At 48.4% G+C, this 17,587-nt stretch carries 14 protein-coding genes; 9 read left to right on the forward strand and 5 right to left on the reverse strand.

All coding sequences use genetic code 11. The features are described 5' to 3' along the window. Positions 1-3: 3 nt before the first annotated feature. Positions 4-465 carry a hypothetical protein gene (locus DWW13_RS04810; RefSeq protein WP_118601734.1) on the reverse strand — a complete coding sequence of 154 codons (462 nt, stop codon included), beginning with the start codon at positions 463-465 and terminating at the stop codon, positions 4-6. Positions 466-839: 374 nt separating this feature from the next. Here DWW13_RS04810 and DWW13_RS04815 point away from each other — a divergent pair, with 374 nt between their 5' ends. Next, the gene (locus DWW13_RS04815; protein WP_117761329.1) at positions 840-1,343 is read left to right on the forward strand and encodes a GNAT family N-acetyltransferase; all 504 of its coding nucleotides are present in this window, start codon (positions 840-842) and stop codon (positions 1,341-1,343) included. Positions 1,344-1,474: 131 nt separating this feature from the next. Here DWW13_RS04815 and DWW13_RS04820 read toward each other — a convergent pair whose 3' ends face one another. The 3 genes from DWW13_RS04820 to nhaC all read right to left on the reverse strand — a co-directional run bounded on the left by DWW13_RS04820 (position 1,475) and on the right by nhaC (position 4,967). After that, positions 1,475-2,314 carry a TraX family protein gene (locus tag DWW13_RS04820; RefSeq protein ID WP_118601735.1) on the reverse strand — a complete coding sequence of 280 codons (840 nt, stop codon included), beginning with the start codon at positions 2,312-2,314 and terminating at the stop codon, positions 1,475-1,477. A gap of 294 nt (positions 2,315-2,608) precedes the next feature. Further along, entirely contained in the window at positions 2,609-3,484 is an 876-nt protein-coding gene (locus tag DWW13_RS04825; RefSeq protein ID WP_117510903.1) for an MBL fold metallo-hydrolase, read from the reverse strand. 67 nt (positions 3,485-3,551) lie between these two features. Next, positions 3,552-4,967: a Na+/H+ antiporter NhaC gene (gene nhaC, locus DWW13_RS04830; protein ID WP_118719451.1), complete on the reverse strand. Its 1,416-nt coding sequence runs from the start codon at positions 4,965-4,967 to the stop codon at positions 3,552-3,554. Between the two features lie 227 nt (positions 4,968-5,194). Here nhaC and DWW13_RS04835 point away from each other — a divergent pair, with 227 nt between their 5' ends. From DWW13_RS04835 to DWW13_RS04875, 8 genes are all read left to right on the forward strand, one after another. Continuing rightward, entirely contained in the window at positions 5,195-6,400 is a 1,206-nt protein-coding gene (locus DWW13_RS04835) for a CobW family GTP-binding protein (RefSeq protein ID WP_118719453.1), read from the forward strand. A 198-nt stretch (positions 6,401-6,598) separates the two neighbouring features. Next, positions 6,599-7,558, forward strand: coding sequence for a TIGR03943 family putative permease subunit (locus tag DWW13_RS04840; RefSeq protein WP_118719455.1), 960 nt, complete (start codon positions 6,599-6,601; stop codon positions 7,556-7,558). Positions 7,559-7,778: 220 nt separating this feature from the next. Beyond that, complete coding sequence (pth, locus tag DWW13_RS04845; RefSeq protein ID WP_022462621.1) at positions 7,779-8,363, forward strand: aminoacyl-tRNA hydrolase; 585 nt, start codon at positions 7,779-7,781, stop codon at positions 8,361-8,363. A gap of 5 nt (positions 8,364-8,368) precedes the next feature. After that, the gene (gene mfd / locus DWW13_RS04850; RefSeq protein ID WP_117805280.1) at positions 8,369-11,893 is read left to right on the forward strand and encodes a transcription-repair coupling factor; all 3,525 of its coding nucleotides are present in this window, start codon (positions 8,369-8,371) and stop codon (positions 11,891-11,893) included. Positions 11,894-12,080: 187 nt separating this feature from the next. Then, entirely contained in the window at positions 12,081-13,460 is a 1,380-nt protein-coding gene (locus tag DWW13_RS04855; RefSeq protein ID WP_118666874.1) for a SurA N-terminal domain-containing protein, read from the forward strand. A 247-nt stretch (positions 13,461-13,707) separates the two neighbouring features. Further along, a complete protein-coding gene (locus tag DWW13_RS04860; protein ID WP_118697415.1) occupies positions 13,708-13,980 on the forward strand; it encodes a hypothetical protein in 273 nt (90 codons plus the stop codon). 214 nt (positions 13,981-14,194) lie between these two features. Continuing rightward, complete coding sequence (locus DWW13_RS04870; protein ID WP_055220913.1) at positions 14,195-15,079, forward strand: homocysteine S-methyltransferase family protein; 885 nt, start codon at positions 14,195-14,197, stop codon at positions 15,077-15,079. Positions 15,080-15,388: 309 nt separating this feature from the next. Beyond that, positions 15,389-16,099, forward strand: coding sequence for an HAD family hydrolase (locus tag DWW13_RS04875; protein ID WP_117805278.1), 711 nt, complete (start codon positions 15,389-15,391; stop codon positions 16,097-16,099). Positions 16,100-16,213: 114 nt separating this feature from the next. Here DWW13_RS04875 and DWW13_RS04880 read toward each other — a convergent pair whose 3' ends face one another. Further along, positions 16,214-17,575, reverse strand: a complete 1,362-nt coding sequence (locus tag DWW13_RS04880; protein WP_117805277.1) for an MATE family efflux transporter — start codon at positions 17,573-17,575, stop codon at positions 16,214-16,216. Positions 17,576-17,587: the final 12 nt, after the last annotated feature.

A 17,587-nucleotide genomic window follows, 5' to 3' on the forward strand; every position in this document is an offset into this window, starting at 1 on the left:
GAATCAGTTATGCCACTTCGGCAATTCACTTTCTTTCACCGAAACTGATTCAAGATCCATATTCGACCAATATGAGCCGATATCTGAATTTGTGAAGTATTCAAAATTGCCCGTGGAAGATTTCAGCTTTCCATTCTTGACTCCATTGCAGACATAAACCAGTTCGTAGTTTGTCCCATCCGAAAGGTTAAATCGAAAACTGGTCACATCTGCGCCTGTGATTTCCTCGACTTGTTTGTCTGTCAATGATAAGTTTTCAAACATATGATACAAGTCTGTTATATCAGTTTTTGCAACGACTATTTTCTTTTCTGCTGATACCGGTGCTCCCGCATAGTGGTACATTTCGACATTTTCAACATCTCCAACTTCAAAAGGAAAGTCGATATGGACCGTTTCTTTGCTACAGCCGACCAGTACCATCATTAAAATCAGAAAGGATATCAAATTTGTCGCTTTTTTCATATCATTGCACTCCTCGTCATGTTTTTGACAGGTCAAGAGTTCAAAAATCCTCTTGCAAGCGAGCTTGCATTAGCTTTTTGAGCCTGGTATCATGATGATTTGAGTATATCATAGTTTAACCGAATCAAACAAGTCCCCTGCTTCCATTGCGAAAAGTAATAAGCAGTGGGTGGGGACTTGCTTGTATCAGGAGTGGTACAAGCCACTTCTGATAAGCTGCGAAGCAGCTATTCGGTTATGAGCAAGTAGCGAAGCGGATTGCGAATATCCGCTTTGACCCGAATCAAACAAGTCCCCTGCTTCCATTGCGAAAAGTAATAAGCAGTGGGTGGGGACTTACTTGATTCGGTTAAAAAAACAAGGGAGATGAAAAAATGAATGAAATTATAGCTTTACAGAAATATGAAAACGAAGCACAACTTGCAAAAGAGCTGATTCGAGGCTTTTGGCTGGCTCATGGTGATTATGTTATAACCGACGAAGAGGCCGCGGAGAATCTTGCTGCCTGGACAGACAAAGGGCATGTGTTTTATTTTATCTTAAAAGAAGAGATCCCCATTGGATTTGTGCATCTCGGAAGCCGCGGGGCGGAAGTTGACTGGATCGAAGATCTTTTCGTACTTCCGGAATACCAGGGAAACGGATACGGAAGTCATGCGATTGCGCTGGTTGAAGCCGAGATAAAAAAGTATTCTGAATCTGTCTATCTTGAGGTAGCTGCGCGAAATTTTGGAGCGATGAAACTCTATCATAGATTGGGATATCATTGCCTGAACACTGTGACGTTACGCAAAGATTTTCAACCGGAGAATTTTGAAGTGATTCGCAGCGAAGAGCTTTTGGGGTATCCGTTGGAAGTTAAGAAGTATATTAAGTAGAATCTCACGCCGATTTGCGCAGCAAATCCAGACCTCTCCACCTCCCGCCTCAATGTCAGCCCGGAAGTGCGTCTGTGTCGTCTGGGACTGTGTCCTGGGGCGGCGCAGGTGCACTTCCGGGTGTCCGTTTTTTAAACAACCGCAACCCCCGCCATCCCCAGTACCGCCGCAATCGCAAACAGCACCAGCAGATGCACCGGATAAAACGCATAAAACGGATACTTCAGATTCAATCCCCGTTTTCCGTTATAAAAATGCACCGGAATCATAGCCAGAAAACAGGTGATTTCATTCAGACTCAACAGCGTAAGCACCGCACACCCGATTCCGATACAGTACATTTTATTCTTTCTCATATTATACATCAGCACAATCGTCAGAATTCCCATTGCACTGTAATCTGTCTTCAACAGCGTGGCCACTGCACAGGCTGCCACAATCACCAGCAGCTTGCCAACCGAAACCTTCCAGTTCGCCCTCTGCCATGCACCGGCATCTTTTTGCGCTTTTGAATCGATTTTCTGCAGAAAAATCATCATCACAAGGCCGATAAATAAAGTGAAAAATACATTCTGATAATTCAGATAAAACGGTTTTCCTGCAAATGCCAGATCGAACGGGATCTCCGAAACCAGTGCAAAAATCCCAAGATTCAGCGCATACTTTTTCACATCATGCGTATGCATGAACCCTTCAATCAACAGAAAACAGAAAATCGGAAAACTGATCCTTCCGATTGCGCGCATAATCATATCCGCATAATAAATCACAGCTGTGTTTCCGGTAGAGAGAAATGATGCGCCTCCGTCCGAAGCGTTCACCGCATTCAGAAGACCGCGGGAAATCAGGATTCGGTCGAAAAGTACAGCTGCAGTGTGGTCGATCAGCATACAGACCATCGCAATGATTTTCAAGGTACTGCCGGGAATTTTACCGGCGCTTTTTACGGGTTTCGTAGTAGTAGCTGCCATATAAAACATCCTTTCTGGAACGCAAACGAAAGGCAGACTGTGCAAGCCGTCTGCGGATCAGGTTCCTGTAACGACAAACAGCAGAAAATCCTGCTGTTTTGCCAGAGTTGTAATACTATGATTATACGTTCTGAGGAGGTTAATGTCAAAGAAAAAACAGTTCTGAAATAACGCAGAGTATGGTAGAATCTGCCAGTCGGGTAAATGAAAATAGAAAGCGTCTCCGGGCTCATCCCAAAACGAACGGGGCAGCGTACCAATTCGTAAACCAGAATTGGTACGCTGCCCCGTATTTTAAAATACATCCAGGTCTTTTCCGTTCACGACATATCCGTCATACCCTGCATCCCGGATTTCATCCAGAATCGCGGCATCGCGCCATGCCATCTCGGCGGCAAGGTTTTTGTGGTTATCCTGTACATTCATATGGTAAATCCGGTGATACGTAACGAGCAGTTTCGGATTTGCCTTTTTTGCAACACCGGCAAGATCCGTGCTTAACGTATGCACTTCCCGGTGGTATTTCTGCCATTTTGGTTCGCGGCAGGAGATTCCGGCGGCGTATTCCACTTCGTGCAGCAGGATATCACAGCCTTTCGATTTTTCTGCCACGAGATCCAGCGGAGCGGTATCGCCGGTGATGACGATTGTGCGGTCCGGTGTGGTGAATTTATAGCCGTAGCATTCCAGTGTTCCGTGGCTGACCGGAAAAGCCTCCACCGTAACCAGGTCATCCCGGTAGACAATGCCGGATTCAATTTCTGTTACCTCAACGCGGTAGCCGGATTCGTTTGCTTTTTCGAAACCGTGAATTCGGAAATCAATGTCGGTTTCATAGGCCTGTAAGATATGATCGGTCATGTGCTGTAAGCCCTTTGGCCCGAAAACTTTCAATGGAACCGGGCGCTCCAGCACCCACGGAGTAAAAATCAGATCCGGGTATCCGGCGGTATGGTCTGTGTGAAGGTGCGTACAGAAGGCAACGGTCAGAAGATCCGGCCGCAGGGCATCCACGCCGTTAAAATAGGCGGCTGAGGCCTGGCGGACAACGCCAGGGCCAAAATCTACCAGATAAGCACGGTCACCGACCACGACAGCGGAGGAAGGTCCGTTGGCATTCGGACACGCATTTGGTGTGCCGGTTCCGAGAAGAACAAGTTTTGTCTGCATTCTTTCTCTTTTCCTTTTCTTTTTTTGTTTCTGTTTATGATTTCCTGTTACGATTTCTGCTTTTGCCTTATTTCTCTTCTTTTGATTCATTGTTTTTGGTTTCCGGAAGATGCTTAATGGAAATTCCGGTAAATCCATAGAAAATACTGAAAACCGGGGTCAGGTAAAGCAGGAATAAGTACGGGAAAAATGCCGACCATGCAACACCAAGTGTGCCGGCCATGTATACGCCGTAGCCATGCCATGGAATCATAGGACCAGCCATAGTTCCGGAGTCTTCGAGGCAGCGGGAAAGAATTTCCGGTGCAACCTTGCGCTCTTGAAAGACAGGTGCCATCAGACGGCCGGTCAGAACGTGTGCCATCGGCTGGGAGCAGCTGATGAGGCTGGTCACGTAACCGACAATCATCGTTGCCAGGATCATACTTCCATCGCTGTTGATTCTCTTTACAATCGCCTGAAGAATGTGATCCAGTACACCGAGTTTTTCCAGCATGCCGCCCATGCCGACAGCAAAGCAGATAATGGCTACGTACTGGAGCATGCTTCCCATGCCGCCGCGGTTTAAGATGGATTGTAATACCGGTTCTTCGATTGCGGTTGTGTAACCGTTGTAAGCTGTGCGGATGATGTCCTGCAGAGTATCGTGCTGCACAAAATAGGAAACAAATCCGGCAGCGAAGCTGGAAAGACCAAGTGCAGAGATCGCATTTACTTTGCAGAGGAGCAATACAATAATCAGGATGGCAGGGATCATGGTAATCCATCCGAGCTGGAATTCACCGTTTAAAGCATCGATGTAAACGGTAATGCTTCCCTCGGTATAGCTTCCGCTGGTCTGCTGGAAACCGAGAATAGTAAAAAGAATTAAGGTAATCACATACGTTGGAAGGGTGGTCCAGAGCATCGAGCGGATATGATCGCCAAGTTTTGCATCTGCAACGGCCGGAGCAAGGTTTGTGGTATCGGAAAGAGGACTTAATTTGTCACCGAACATGGCACCGCAGATGACAGCACCGGCTACCATGCCAGGATGGATACCCATGGCGTTTCCGATCGCCATCATGGCAACACCTGCGCTTCCGACGGAACCATAGGAAGTACCGGTTACAATACTCAAAATGGAGCAGAACAGCAGCGTCAGAGGCAGCAGCCAGGACGGGTTAATCATTTTTAAGCCCCAGGAAATGATGGTGGCAATGGTGCCACTCTGCAGCCAGGTGCCGATCATGACACCGATGGCCATCAGAAGGCAGAGCGTCGGGACGACCATACGGATGGCATCGTATGCGCCGGCAACAATTTTGGCGTAAGAAATACCGAAAATTTTACAAAACAGATAGATAAAAATCCAGCTTGCAAACAGGCCGATCATAGGACCGCCGGTTTTCAGGCGGATACAGACTGCGACGGATACGATGATCAGCAGCAGCAAAAGCAGTGACTGTGGCAGATTGAGTTTTTTTTCTTTCGTTCCACTCATAAAAAAAGTCCCCCATTCATAGGTAAAATGATTTGCTCATTCAACGCGTTAAAGTAGAAAAGATATGTAATATATTATAATGGTGAAATGCAGAAAAAGCAAGGGAAATCCCCTTGATTTTTTGTTCTATGGTTGCTATAATAGGCGTGAGTGTGGGGCGGAGGATAAACTTCGGCCCTTTTATAGCTAACTATAAACGGAATCAACAAGATAAAGAGGTTAAATCAATGACAAGAATAGACATTATTTCAGGTTTCCTGGGCGCAGGAAAAACAACCCTGATCAAAAAACTCCTCGGAGACGCACTGAAAGGCCAGCAGGTTGTCCTGATCGAGAACGAATTCGGTGAAATTGGAATCGACGGAGGCTTCTTAAAAGATGCCGGTATCGAAATCCGTGAAATGAACTCCGGCTGCATCTGCTGCTCTCTTGTGGGAGACTTCGGCGTAGCATTAAAAGACGTTATCACCAAATATCACCCGGACCGCATCATCATCGAGCCGTCCGGCGTAGGTAAACTCTCCGACGTCATCAAAGCGGTAGACGGCGTAGAAAAAGAAGCAGGCGTAGCCCTGAATTCCGCAACAACCGTAGTCGACGTTATGAAATGCAAAATGTATCTCAGAAACTTCGGCGAATTCTTCGAGAATCAGGTAAAGAGCGCAGGAACCATCATCCTGAGCCGTACCGATAAAGCCGATACGGAAAAAGTAGAGGCAGCAGTAAAGATGCTCCGCGAACTGAATCCGGAAGCACACATTATTACCACACCGGTTGAAGTACTGGGTGGTAAGAAAGTACTCGATACGATGGAAGGTGCCATCATCAACCTTGCGCAGGTAGAAGAGGAAGAGCATCATCACCATCATCATGACCACGACGAGTGCTGCTGCGGTCATGACCACGATGAGGAGCATGAGCACCATCATCACGATCATGATGACGAGTGCTGCTGCGGTCACGATCACGAGGAGCACGAGCACCATCATCACGACCATGATGACGAATGCTGCTGCGGTCACGATCACGAGGAACACGAGCATCACCATCATGACCATGATGACGAATGCTGCTGCGGTCACGATCACGACCATGAGCATCATCATCACGATGATGCGTGTGGCTACGGTCACGAGCATCACCATCATCACCACGCAGACGAAGTTTTCACAAGCTGGGGTCAGGAGACTGTGAAGACCTTCACCAAAGAGCAGATCGAAGGCATCTTAAAGAAACTTTCCGAGGATACCGCTTATGGTATGGTTCTTCGGGCCAAAGGTATGGTAGCAGGCGCCGATGGACAGTGGATCTATTTCGATATGGTTCCGGAAGAGTACGAAGTACGTGACGGAGCACCGGAATTCACCGGAAGAATCTGTGTCATCGGTTCCAAATTAGCAGAAGATAAGCTGGCAGAGCTGTTCGGACTGTAAAAATACAAAGTAGCTGCGAAAATTACGGTCCGCAGGGTACCTGTGAACTGTAGTGAAGCTGCCGCATCAGAAACAAAATCCGATGTGGCAGCTTTTTTCTTGATTTAGAGACAAAGCAAAAGGCACGCCCGGAATCTCAGCCGCAAAAGCAAGTGCAGAAAGATTCCGGGAGTACGTCAAAGACAACGGAGGTACAAAATGTACGAAGAAGACGAAGTAGAAATTCCGATTTATCTCATAACAGGATTTCTGGAGAGTGGAAAAACCTCTTTTATCAATTTTACCGTAGCACAGGAATATTTCCAAATTGACGGGCCGACCCTTCTGATCACAACCGAAGAGGGTGAGGTAGAGTATGACGAAAAAGAACTGCTCAAACACAATACAGTACTGGAAATCGTAGAAGGACCGGAGCAGTTTACTTTAGATTACCTGAAAAAACTGAACCGTAAATATCGCCCGGAGCGTATTATTCTGGAATACAATCCGCTCTGGAGTGTAAAAAAACTCGAAGAAATGGAGCTGCCGCGCGGCTGGGGCATTGTACAGGAGATTGTGACGGTCGATGCAAGCTGCTTCCAGATTTATATGCAGAATATGAAATCTGTTTTCATGGAGATGGCAAAAAATGCGGATATGGTTATGTTCAACCGCTGTCGTCCGGAAGATCCGCTTCCATCCTTCCGCCGCAGCATCAAAGTAGTCAACCAGGCGTGCGACGTTCTGTTTGAGAACGAAGAAGGCGAAATTGACAACATTTTTGAGGATCAGATGCCGTTTGATACCGATGCCGATGTGATCGAGATTGATGACGCCGATTACGGAATCTGGTATGTCGATATGGGCGACAACCCGGAGCGTTACGAGGGCAAGACTGTTCATTTCCGCGGTATGGTATTAAAGAGCAAGGATGTCGGAGCCGATTTCTTTGTTCCGGGTCGTATGGCAATGACCTGCTGTGCAGATGATACTTCTTTTATCGGCTATGTCTGCAAATGCGCAAGCGCCAAATCTCTCGTAATGGGTTCCTGGGTTGACGTGACTGCAACGGTAAAATGGGGCTATATGAAGGTTTACGACGGCGAAGGCCCGGTTCTGTATGCAAAAGAAATCAAACCGGCCAAAAAGCCGGAGAGCGAACTGGTATACTTTAACTAAACATTGCCGAAGCATTTCAGCGAATAAAAGAGCAGGAAAAAGGCTGCTCTTTTGTTCGTGTTCTTTCTTTATGACAGATGGAAAAACAATATATCATTTTTCGGTGCGGCGAAGCAGCTATTCGGTTATGCGCAAGTAGCGAAGTGGATGGAGAATATCCGTTTTGACCGTGACGTGAACAAAAACTGCGCCGGAAAATGGTCTGATGACAGGAGAATTTATGTATATTATAGTAGGTCTGGGAAATCCAACGCGCCAGTACGAAGGGACGAAGCACAATGTCGGATTTGATACCATCGATTATCTGATCGATGAATATCAGATCCCTTCCTCCGGTACAGGCCACAAGGCTCTGTTCGGAAAAGGCATGATCGCAGGTCAGAAGGTTATCGTTGCAAAGCCGATGACATATATGAACCTGAGCGGTGAGTCCGTGCGGGAGCTGGTGAACTATTACAAAGTGGATCCGGAGAGCGAGCTGATCGTGGTTTACGATGATATCAGCCTGGCGCCGGGACAGATCCGTATCCGCAAAAAAGGAAGCGCGGGCGGCCACAATGGCATCAAAAACATCATCGCTAATCTTGGCACCGACCATTTTATGCGTGTGAAGGTCGGCGTCGGTGAGAAACCGAAAAACTGGGATCTGGCGGACTACGTGTTAAGTCCGTTTACGAAAGACGAACGTCCCCTTGTAAATCTGGCGATCGAGCATGCGGCAAAAGCAATCGAGCAGATGCTGAACGGGGATGTGGACGCAGCCATGAACGAGTATAACCGCAAATCTGCAAACCCGGCAGAGTAAGGAAAATGAAAGCGTTATTAGAACCGATCAAAGAAATTGCCCGTTTTGACGAGCTGTTCCGTGATCTGAAAAAAGGAACCGCAGGTGTGACGGTGATCTCGGGCTGTCTGGAAAGCCAGAAAGCCCATATGATCGCAGGTCTCTCCGAGGATGCCCCGGTGCGGCTTCTGATCGCGGAAAATGAATTAAAAGCAAAAGAATTATATGAGGATTACCGGCTGTACGATGCGGAGACGCTGTATTATCCGGCGAAGGACCTGATTTTCTATCAGGCAGACATTCACGGAAATCTGCTGATCCGGCAGCGGCTTCAGGTGATCCAGGCACTTCTTGAGCGGAAGGAAGTTACCATCATCACCAGTGTAGGGGGATGTATGGACTTTCTTCTGCCTCTTGGCGTGTTCGAAAAACATTGCATCCATCTGCGCAATGACAGCGAACTCGATCTGGATAAAATAAGAAAAGAGCTGGTGCGGCTCGGCTATGAGAGTACCTTTCAGGTGGAGTCGACCGGCCAGTTTTCCGTCCGCGGCGGCATTCTCGATATTTATCCGCTGACGGAACAGAACCCGATCCGGATTGAGCTATGGGGCGATGAGATAGATTCCATCCGAAGCTTCGATGCGGAGAGCCAGCGGTCGATTGAAAACCTCGAGGAAATCATAATCTATCCGGCATCGGAGCTGATTTTAACAGAGAATACGATTGCGCGCGGTGTGAAAGCGATTAAAAAAGAGGCGAAAGCGCAAAGCACAAAATTCCGCGACAAAATGATGACAGAGGAAGCGGCAAGGATCCGCCATGCAGCAGAAGAAATCTGCGACCAGATCGGAGAAGGCGAAATTCTGCAGGGAGCCGAACAGTATCTTCACTATTTTTATCCGGAGACCGTCTCGTTTCTTGAGTATCTGCCGGAGAACAGCCGCATTTTCCTCGATGAGCCGAACCGCATCATCGAGTGTGCCGATGCGCTGGAAGCAGAATTTCAGGAGAGCGTGAGCCACCGTCTCGAAAAGGGATACCTCCTGCCGGGACAGGCGAAGCTGATGTGCAGTACGGCGGAGCTTGTGGCAAAACTAAACCGCCGCGGCTGTGTTGCCGTATCGCTGATGGAGCCGCAGAAGGGCGAGTGGAATATCCGTGACGAATTCAGTGTGACGGTGAAATCGGTCAATTCGTATAACAATCAGTTCCCGCTTCTGGTAAAAGATCTGAAATCCTGGAAAAAAGCGGGTTACCGTATTGTACTGGCGAGTCCGTCGCGGACGCGGGCGCAGCATCTGGCAGAGGACCTGCAGAATGAGGAGATTCCGGCCTTCTACAGCGAGAATGAGGAGCGTGTTCTGAAACCGGGCGAGGTCATGCTGATCCACGGCGCGGCCCGCAGAGGCTTTGAATATCCGATGCAGAAATTTGTGCTGATTACAGAGACGGATATTTTTGGAAAAGAGAAGAAGAAAAACCGGAAGAAATCGGAGTATTCCGGTCAGAAAATCCAGAATTTTGCGGATCTATCGATCGGTGACTATGTCGTGCATGAGAGCCACGGTCTTGGTATTTACCGCGGTATCGAAAAAATTGAGATGGACCGCGTAACGCGTGACTACATGAAAATCGAGTATGCGGGCGGATCGAACCTCTATGTGCTGGCCACCCAGTTCGATACGCTGCAGAAGTATGCGTCCGGCGAAGCTGCAAAGGTACCGAAGCTGAATAAAATCGGCGGTCAGGAATGGAATAAAACGAAAACACGGGTTCGCCATGCGGTAAAAAATATTGCACAGGATCTCGTGAAGCTGTATGCCGAGCGGCAGGCGTCATCCGGCTATCCGTTCGGAAAGGATACGATCTGGCAGAAGGAATTTGAGGAACTGTTTCCGTTTGAGGAAACGGACGATCAGCTTGCGGCGATTGAGGCGACAAAGGCGGATATGGAGAGCAAAAAGATTATGGACCGCCTGATCTGCGGCGATGTCGGATACGGCAAGACCGAGGTTGCGATCCGTGCAGCGTTTAAGGCAGTGCAGGAGAGCAAACAGGTCGTCTACCTCGTTCCGACCACCATTCTGGCACAGCAGCATTACAATACATTTGTCGAGCGCATGAAGGATTTCCCGGTGCGCGTTGATCTTCTGTGCCGTTTCCGCACACCGGCCGAGCAGAAAAAAACGCTGGAGGATCTGAAAAAAGGACTCGTGGACATTGTCATCGGAACACACCGCGTTCTGTCGAAAGATGTGAAGTTCAAAGATCTTGGCCTTCTGATTGTCGATGAGGAGCAGCGGTTCGGCGTGACGCATAAAGAAAAAATCAAGCAGCTACAAAAAAATGTGGATGTTCTGACACTGACGGCGACGCCGATTCCACGTACCATGCACATGAGCCTGATCGGCATCCGCGATATGAGTGTGCTCGAGGAAGCACCGCAGGATCGTCAGCCGATCCAGACCTTTGTCTGTGAATACAATGAAGAAATGGTCCGCGAGGCGATTAACCGTGAGCTGGCGCGGGGTGGGCAGGTTTACTATGTCTATAACCGTGTCCAGTCGATTGCGGATATGGCGAACACGATTCAGAAGCTCGTGCCGGATGCAAATGTAGGCTTTGCGCACGGACAGATGAAAGAGCGTGAGCTGGAAAAGATCATGTACGGCTTTATCAACGGAGAGATCGATGTGCTCGTGTCAACAACGATCATTGAGACAGGACTCGATATTTCGAATGTCAATACCATGATTATCCATGATTCCGACCAGATGGGACTGTCACAGCTCTATCAGCTCCGCGGCCGCGTCGGACGGTCGAACCGGACTTCCTACGCATTTCTGATGTACCGCAGAAACAAGATGTTGAAGGAAGTGGCGGAGAAGCGTCTCCATGCGATCCGTGAATTTACGGAGATGGGAAGCGGCTTTAAAATTGCGATGCGTGATCTTGAGATCCGCGGCGCTGGAAATCTGCTGGGCGCGGAGCAGTCAGGCCATATGGAGTCGGTAGGATACGATCTCTACTGTAAAATGCTCGCAGAGGCTGTCCAGGAGGCGAAGGGCATCGCACCGGCAGAGGCGTTCGAGACAACGATTGATCTGAATGTCAGTGCCTATATTCCGGATAGCTACATCAGCAACGAGTCTCTGAAGCTTGACACCTATAAGCGAATTGCGGCGATTGAAAATAAGGAAGAGTATGAGGACATGACGGAGGAGCTGACCGACCGCTTCGGGGAACCGCCGAAAAATGTACAGAATCTTCTGGCTGTTGCAGAACTGAAAGCGCTGGCGCACTGTGCGTATGTGACGGAGCTGAAACAGATGGGCGATTCGGTACGAGTCACCTTACAGCAGCATGCAAAAATCGATGTGGCGCGGATTCCGGAGCTGCTGCAGAAATACCGAGACGAACTGAAATTCCAGATGGAGTCGCTGGCGTTTGTCTACACGCCGCGGCGGAGAAATTCAAAGGAAAAGATCGATCTGCTGGAGAAGAGCCATGCACTGGTGGAAGATCTGCTGCAGATCACGCAGGAGTGAAACACTCGCATACCCCCAAAATCGTGTGAAAAAGGCGTGAACAGGGAAGAAAAAAGTTGCCCTGTATCAGCAAAAAGGGTATAATAGAAAAAGCGTTTATAAAAATCGATGCAGGACCGGAAATTCGAATGTGTAAAAAGAAAAACTCTTTTTGAGCATACATTTCGTCCTGCATGAGGAGGAAGTAATGAAAAATTTAAAAGCAAAAGCAGTCTGCGTTATGCTGAGTGCTTCGATGGCAGCGATGGGACTGACCGGCTGCGGTTCCGACAATGTGGACGGAACAAAAACGGCAGTTACTGTAAATGACGAGTCGATTACACTCGGACAGGCAAATTTCATGCTGAGATATCAGCAGGCAACCATGTACAATTATTATTCCAAGATGTACTCTATGTACGGAATGCAGATGCCGTCTGAGATGTACGACAAGGAAGGCGACGATGGAAAGACTACCGGGGAAACGTTCAAGGAGCAGTCTCTTGATACGATCGAAAAAGAGCTTCTGATGCGGCAGCACGCAGAGGAATACGGAATTTCCCTGACAGACGAGGAAAAACAGCAGGCGAAAGAGGCTGCACAGGCATTCGCAGATAAGAACGGTGACGATGTGATGAAAAAGCTGCACGCAACCGTTGAGGACATCCAGGATGCACTGGAGCTGTATGTTATTCAGACCAGAATTTATGATCCGATCATCGCAGATGTAGATACCGAGGTATCCGATGAAGAGGCAAAGCAGACCTCCATCAGCTACATCACGGTATCCACAGCAGGAACCGAGAAGGATGACGATGGAAAAACGATTGATTTGACGGACGAGGAAAAAGCGGCAAAGAAAGAAATCGCACAGAGATTCCTGGATCTCTTAAAAGAGTCTGAGGATCCGGCAACCGCATCGTTTACCGATCTGCGCAAGGAGCTGAACGATCAGTTAAATGCGGAGAATACCGCAGATTCCACCGATTCTGCCGACAGCTCCGATGAGAGCAGCTCTTCTTCCGATGCTTCCGACACAAGCGCATCCGACGCTTCAAGCGCGAGCACATCGAGCAGTTCCGCCAGCGATTCCTCCTCTGAGGTTTCTTATCTGACCTCTTCCGAGACATCCTTTGGAACCGGATCGGAGAAAGACGATGACGATACCTGTTCTCTTGGAGATAAAGTAGCGGAAGAAGCAGCAAAGCTGAAGGATGGCGAGTATTATGACGGTGTCATCGAAGGCGACGATGCATATTATGTGATCCGTGTAGATAAAGCATTCGACGAGGACAAAACCGAGTCCAGAAGACAGACTATCATTTCCAACCGCAAATCGGATAAGTACAACGATACATTGGATGGATGGGTAAAGGAGAGCGATATCAAGGTCGCATCCAACTGGAAAAAACTTGAAGTAACGGACGCAGATCTGTATACGATGACAGTTGACAGCGCTTCTACAGATTCCACAGATGGAACCACAACCGACAGTACAACGTCTGACAGCACGACATCAGGCAGTACCGAAACGACATCGACAAGCAGCACAGGCACTGCTTCAACGTCTTCAAGCACTGCAGAATAAAAGCATACGATACAGGACAAACGGCAGCCGGATCCGGGAGAGGGATCCGGCTGCTGTTTGTGTCTGAAAATATTTTTGAATAAAAAAAAGAAAATAATAGGGAATTTGTAGAGTAAATTGACAATAGTAAGAAGTTCATTTAAAATGAAATTACAACCAGAGTGTATCTCGCAAATTGCGGAAATAATTTTTCAGACACGCTCTAATGTTCAGGCGAAAACGATGTACCAGGAAAGAAGGTGGAGAAATGAAGAAGGCAGTAATTTCCGTACTTGTCGGTACAGCAGTACTGGCTTTCGTTGCGTGTGGAAAAAATGCTGCAACGGAAAACAGTTCCGATTCGGGTGTTTCAACGGTATCGGCATCCTCGCAGGTGGAAAATGGACAGAAAGCAACCCGTGTGAATCAGGGAACAAATTTGTCTCCGGGGTCACCGAAAAATACCACATCCGGTGGAGGGAACAGCTCGGGCAGGACACATCATTCGGAGACACATCATTCAGACGCGCATCATGATTAAGGATGTCAGGGTTTGCTGAACATCCGTGAACGGAAACAGGAGAAGGGGTATCCAAAACGGATACCTCTTTTCTACTTGTCGGGAAAACAATACAATGCTATACTGAACATGAATTTGACGCGAAAAGCGCGGCAGGTTCAGAAAAAACAGCCGGGATTTGTCAGTATACGCGGACATGTGCTGCAGGTAACTCGGGCAGAATGGAGAAAAGAAAATGACAAGAGAAGAATTTGAACAGCTTGCCGGAGCAGGTGTCATTTTATTGGATGGCGCAACCGGATCAAATCTGACAAAAGCGGGAATGCCAAAAGGAGTCAGTACAGAGCTTTGGGTTCTGGAGCACCCTGATATTCTGGCAAATTTACAGAAGGCTTACGTGGAGGCGGGAAGCCAGATTGTCTATGCGCCGACCTTTGGTGCAAACAGATTGAAATTAGCGGATTATGGAAGAGAAAACGAGGTGGAGGAGCTGAACGCACGCCTGGTGGATATCTCGAAAAAAGCGCTTGCCGGAACGGGTGCGCTGATCGCGGGAGATTTTTCCACACCGGGAAAAATGCTGCAGCCAAAAGGCGATCTCTCTTATGAAGAGCTGCTGGAATCCTACACAGAGCAGGTAACAGCGGTAGCAAATGCGGGCGTTGATCTTCTGGTAGCGGAGACGATGCTGAGCGTAGACGAAACGTGTGTCTTTATGGATGCTGCACTTTCTGTCTGCGATCTGCCGATTATGTGTTCTCTGACGCTGGAAGCAGACGGTTCTGCCCTGTTCGGCGGAAACGCTGTGGAAGCAGTTGAGACACTGCAGGAAATGGGAGCATCCGCCGTAGGACTGAACTGCTCGGTCGGACCGGATCAGCTTGAGGCAGTCGTAAATTCCATGAAAAAAGTGGCAAGAGTACCGGTTATCGTAAAACCGAATGCCGGCCTGCCGAAAATCACGCCGACCGGTGAGGCAATCTACAGCATGGATGCGCCGACGTTTGCAAAATATATGAACATTCTGGTAGACGCGGGTGCAGGCATTGTCGGCGGCTGCTGCGGAACGACACCGGAGTATATTCGTCTGGTGAAAGAAATGCTGGATGCGAGAAAGTAAATCAAAGATTACAATTCGCAGGAAACTGTGAGATGTAATGAATTCCCCTGTTGCGGACAAAATCTGTACAGGGGAATTTTTTGCGTTACCAGAAACTTCGTTGAATTTTCCGATAAAGTAAAAAGCCCTCCTGGCAGGATTCTTTCTTACAGAAAGCAAGACAAAACAGGTTTCAACGATCTGGTCTGATGGAAAGCCCGGGTGGAGAAAAAAGATAGGAAGTCTGGAAAAAAGACATGGAATTGTGGAGAAAAGTCTGGTAGAATACGTGTCGTGTGGAAAACTTTCCGTAAGAAAGGATGATGAAGGATGTATCAGAATTATATTTTTGATTTATATGGAACTCTGGTAGATATACATACGAATGAAAAGAAAGCGTATCTCTGGAAAAAAATGAGCCTGTTCTTCGGCATGAAAGGGGCCGCCTATGAGCCGAAAGAACTCCGGATGGCGTATGAGACAAAAATCAAAGAGCAGGAAGCTGCGCTTAAAATGGAATGCCGCGGCAGCCATGTACCGGAAATCGACATTGCGGATGTGTTCCGGCAGCTGTTTGAGGATCAAGCTGTTTCGGTAACGGAAAAAGAAATTGCAGATCTGGCGAAAATGTTCCGTGCGATTTCGATAGAAGAACTGAAACTGTTCCCCGGCGTGCCGGAAATGCTGCAGCGTTTAAAAGACGCAGGAAAGAAGGTTTTTCTGCTGTCCAACGCACAGGCGCTTTTCACCGCGCCGGAAATTTCCCTGCTCGGCCTTACGAAATACTTTGACGGAATCCTGCTCTCATCGGATGCCGGTGTGAAAAAGCCGGATCCGGCGTTTTATGAGATGCTGCTGAAGCAGTATCACCTCGATCCGGCAGAATGCCTGATGACAGGAAATGACGACATCGCTGACTGCCACGGTGCAGCCTCTGCCGGAATCGCAAGCTGTTACGTGGCAACGCGCCAGTCACCGAAAATCAATGGTCCGCTGCCGGAAAACTGTGAGAAGATCGCGGCGATTGCAGAGTTGTTCTGATTAAAGAGCATTCAGCAGCACTCCTGAAAAAATAATGCGAAAAAAGGGGCTGTCGCACTACGTTCATTTTCTTAGTGCGACAGCCCCTTTTGCTTATGTCCGGAAAGGAATCCTTCAGTTTTTCCGCATTCCTTTATCCCATCGGAATTTCCGATAGCAGGCATAAATCAGAACACTGCATACCAGCCATCCCGCCGGATAACCAAGTGCAATCGGAATGATGGAATCAAATATATGAGACATCACAAACAGGTAAATCTGGCGGAACACGACGAAGCTTCCGAGCATTACGATCATTGGTGTTCTGGTGTCTCCTGCGCCACGCAGGACGTTAGAATAAACCTGGTTGACGCAGCAGAGAATGTAGAACGGGGAGAGGAGATACAGGAACAGGGTTCCGTAACGAATCACAGCTGCCTCCTGGTTAAACAGATAGACCATTTGCGGAGCGAAAATCAGCAGAGGAATCATCATCACAATGGTTACAAGCTCAGCAAGCAGGAATGCGGTTGTAGCACCCTTCTTTGCACGGTCAATGTAGCTGGCACCGACGTTCTGTCCGGTGAAGGTGGTCGAAGCAAGACCAACACTCATCATCGGCAGCATCATAAACTGGTCGATTTTCATGCAGGCACTCCAGCCTGCCATAACATCCGAGCCGAATACATTGATATAGGACTGCACGAAAACGTTGGAAACGGAAGTCACCATCTGCTGGATCGCTGCCGGCAGTCCGACGCAGACGATGCGGTACAGCAAAGACCAGTCCATGCAGAGCTTTTTCCAACAGATGCGGTATGGGCCGTCTGTTGTGGTCAGCACATACAGCGTCAGAACCGCCGAAAGGCACTGTGCAATAACGGTTGCAAGCGCCACACCCTCGATTCCCATGCCGAAGGAAACGACAAACAAAAGATCGAGCACGGTATTGACAACAGCGGAAAAAATCAGGAAATACAGCGGATGACGGGAATCGCCGACAGCGCGGAGAACGCCGGAGCCCATGTTGTAGAACATCAGACCGGCAACACCGCCAAAGTAAATTTTAAGATACGTTGCCGACTCACGGATGACGTCGTTCGGCGTACTCATCATGCGGAGCATGTACGGTGTAATGAAGATGCCGAGAATAGTAAAGACAATAGAGAGAAAAAATGTCATCACCAGTGTCGTGCTGACGGTGCGGCTGACCTTTTCATCCGCCTTTGCGCCATAATACTGAGAGATAATGACACCGGCACCGGTGGAAAGTCCCATGAAAAAGCCGATCAGAGAATTGATGATCGGACCGACGGAGCCGACGGCGGCGAGTGCTTCCTTGCCGACAAAGTTGCCGACAACGATGCTGTCAACGGTGTTGTAAAGCTGCTGGAAGAGATTTCCGGCCATCAGCGGAAGCGAGAAGAGAAGAAGCTGTTTCCAGATAGAGCCCTGGGTCATATCGCGGGCTTTGCTCTTTTGTACTGTTTTCGTCATAGTAGTCCCCTT

Source organism: Blautia sp. AF14-40, assembly GCF_003479665.1.
GTDB lineage: Bacteria > Bacillota > Clostridia > Lachnospirales > Lachnospiraceae > Fusicatenibacter > Fusicatenibacter saccharivorans.

What these genes read in the sequence shown, in the direction of transcription:
- DWW13_RS04810 (WP_118601734.1), bottom strand. Translation starts at nt 465, where the DNA reads ATGAAAAAAGCGACAAATTTGATATCCTTTCTGATTTTAATGATGGTA.
- DWW13_RS04815 (WP_117761329.1), top strand. Translation starts at nt 840, where the DNA reads ATGAATGAAATTATAGCTTTACAGAAATATGAAAACGAAGCACAACTT.
- DWW13_RS04820 (WP_118601735.1), bottom strand. Translation starts at nt 2,314, where the DNA reads ATGGCAGCTACTACTACGAAACCCGTAAAAAGCGCCGGTAAAATTCCC.
- DWW13_RS04825 (WP_117510903.1), bottom strand. Translation starts at nt 3,484, where the DNA reads ATGCAGACAAAACTTGTTCTTCTCGGAACCGGCACACCAAATGCGTGT.
- nhaC (WP_118719451.1), bottom strand. Translation starts at nt 4,967, where the DNA reads ATGAGTGGAACGAAAGAAAAAAAACTCAATCTGCCACAGTCACTGCTT.
- DWW13_RS04835 (WP_118719453.1), top strand. Translation starts at nt 5,195, where the DNA reads ATGACAAGAATAGACATTATTTCAGGTTTCCTGGGCGCAGGAAAAACA.
- DWW13_RS04840 (WP_118719455.1), top strand. Translation starts at nt 6,599, where the DNA reads ATGTACGAAGAAGACGAAGTAGAAATTCCGATTTATCTCATAACAGGA.
- pth (WP_022462621.1), top strand. Translation starts at nt 7,779, where the DNA reads ATGTATATTATAGTAGGTCTGGGAAATCCAACGCGCCAGTACGAAGGG.
- mfd (WP_117805280.1), top strand. Translation starts at nt 8,369, where the DNA reads ATGAAAGCGTTATTAGAACCGATCAAAGAAATTGCCCGTTTTGACGAG.
- DWW13_RS04855 (WP_118666874.1), top strand. Translation starts at nt 12,081, where the DNA reads ATGAAAAATTTAAAAGCAAAAGCAGTCTGCGTTATGCTGAGTGCTTCG.
- DWW13_RS04860 (WP_118697415.1), top strand. Translation starts at nt 13,708, where the DNA reads ATGAAGAAGGCAGTAATTTCCGTACTTGTCGGTACAGCAGTACTGGCT.
- DWW13_RS04870 (WP_055220913.1), top strand. Translation starts at nt 14,195, where the DNA reads ATGACAAGAGAAGAATTTGAACAGCTTGCCGGAGCAGGTGTCATTTTA.
- DWW13_RS04875 (WP_117805278.1), top strand. Translation starts at nt 15,389, where the DNA reads ATGTATCAGAATTATATTTTTGATTTATATGGAACTCTGGTAGATATA.
- DWW13_RS04880 (WP_117805277.1), bottom strand. Translation starts at nt 17,575, where the DNA reads ATGACGAAAACAGTACAAAAGAGCAAAGCCCGCGATATGACCCAGGGC.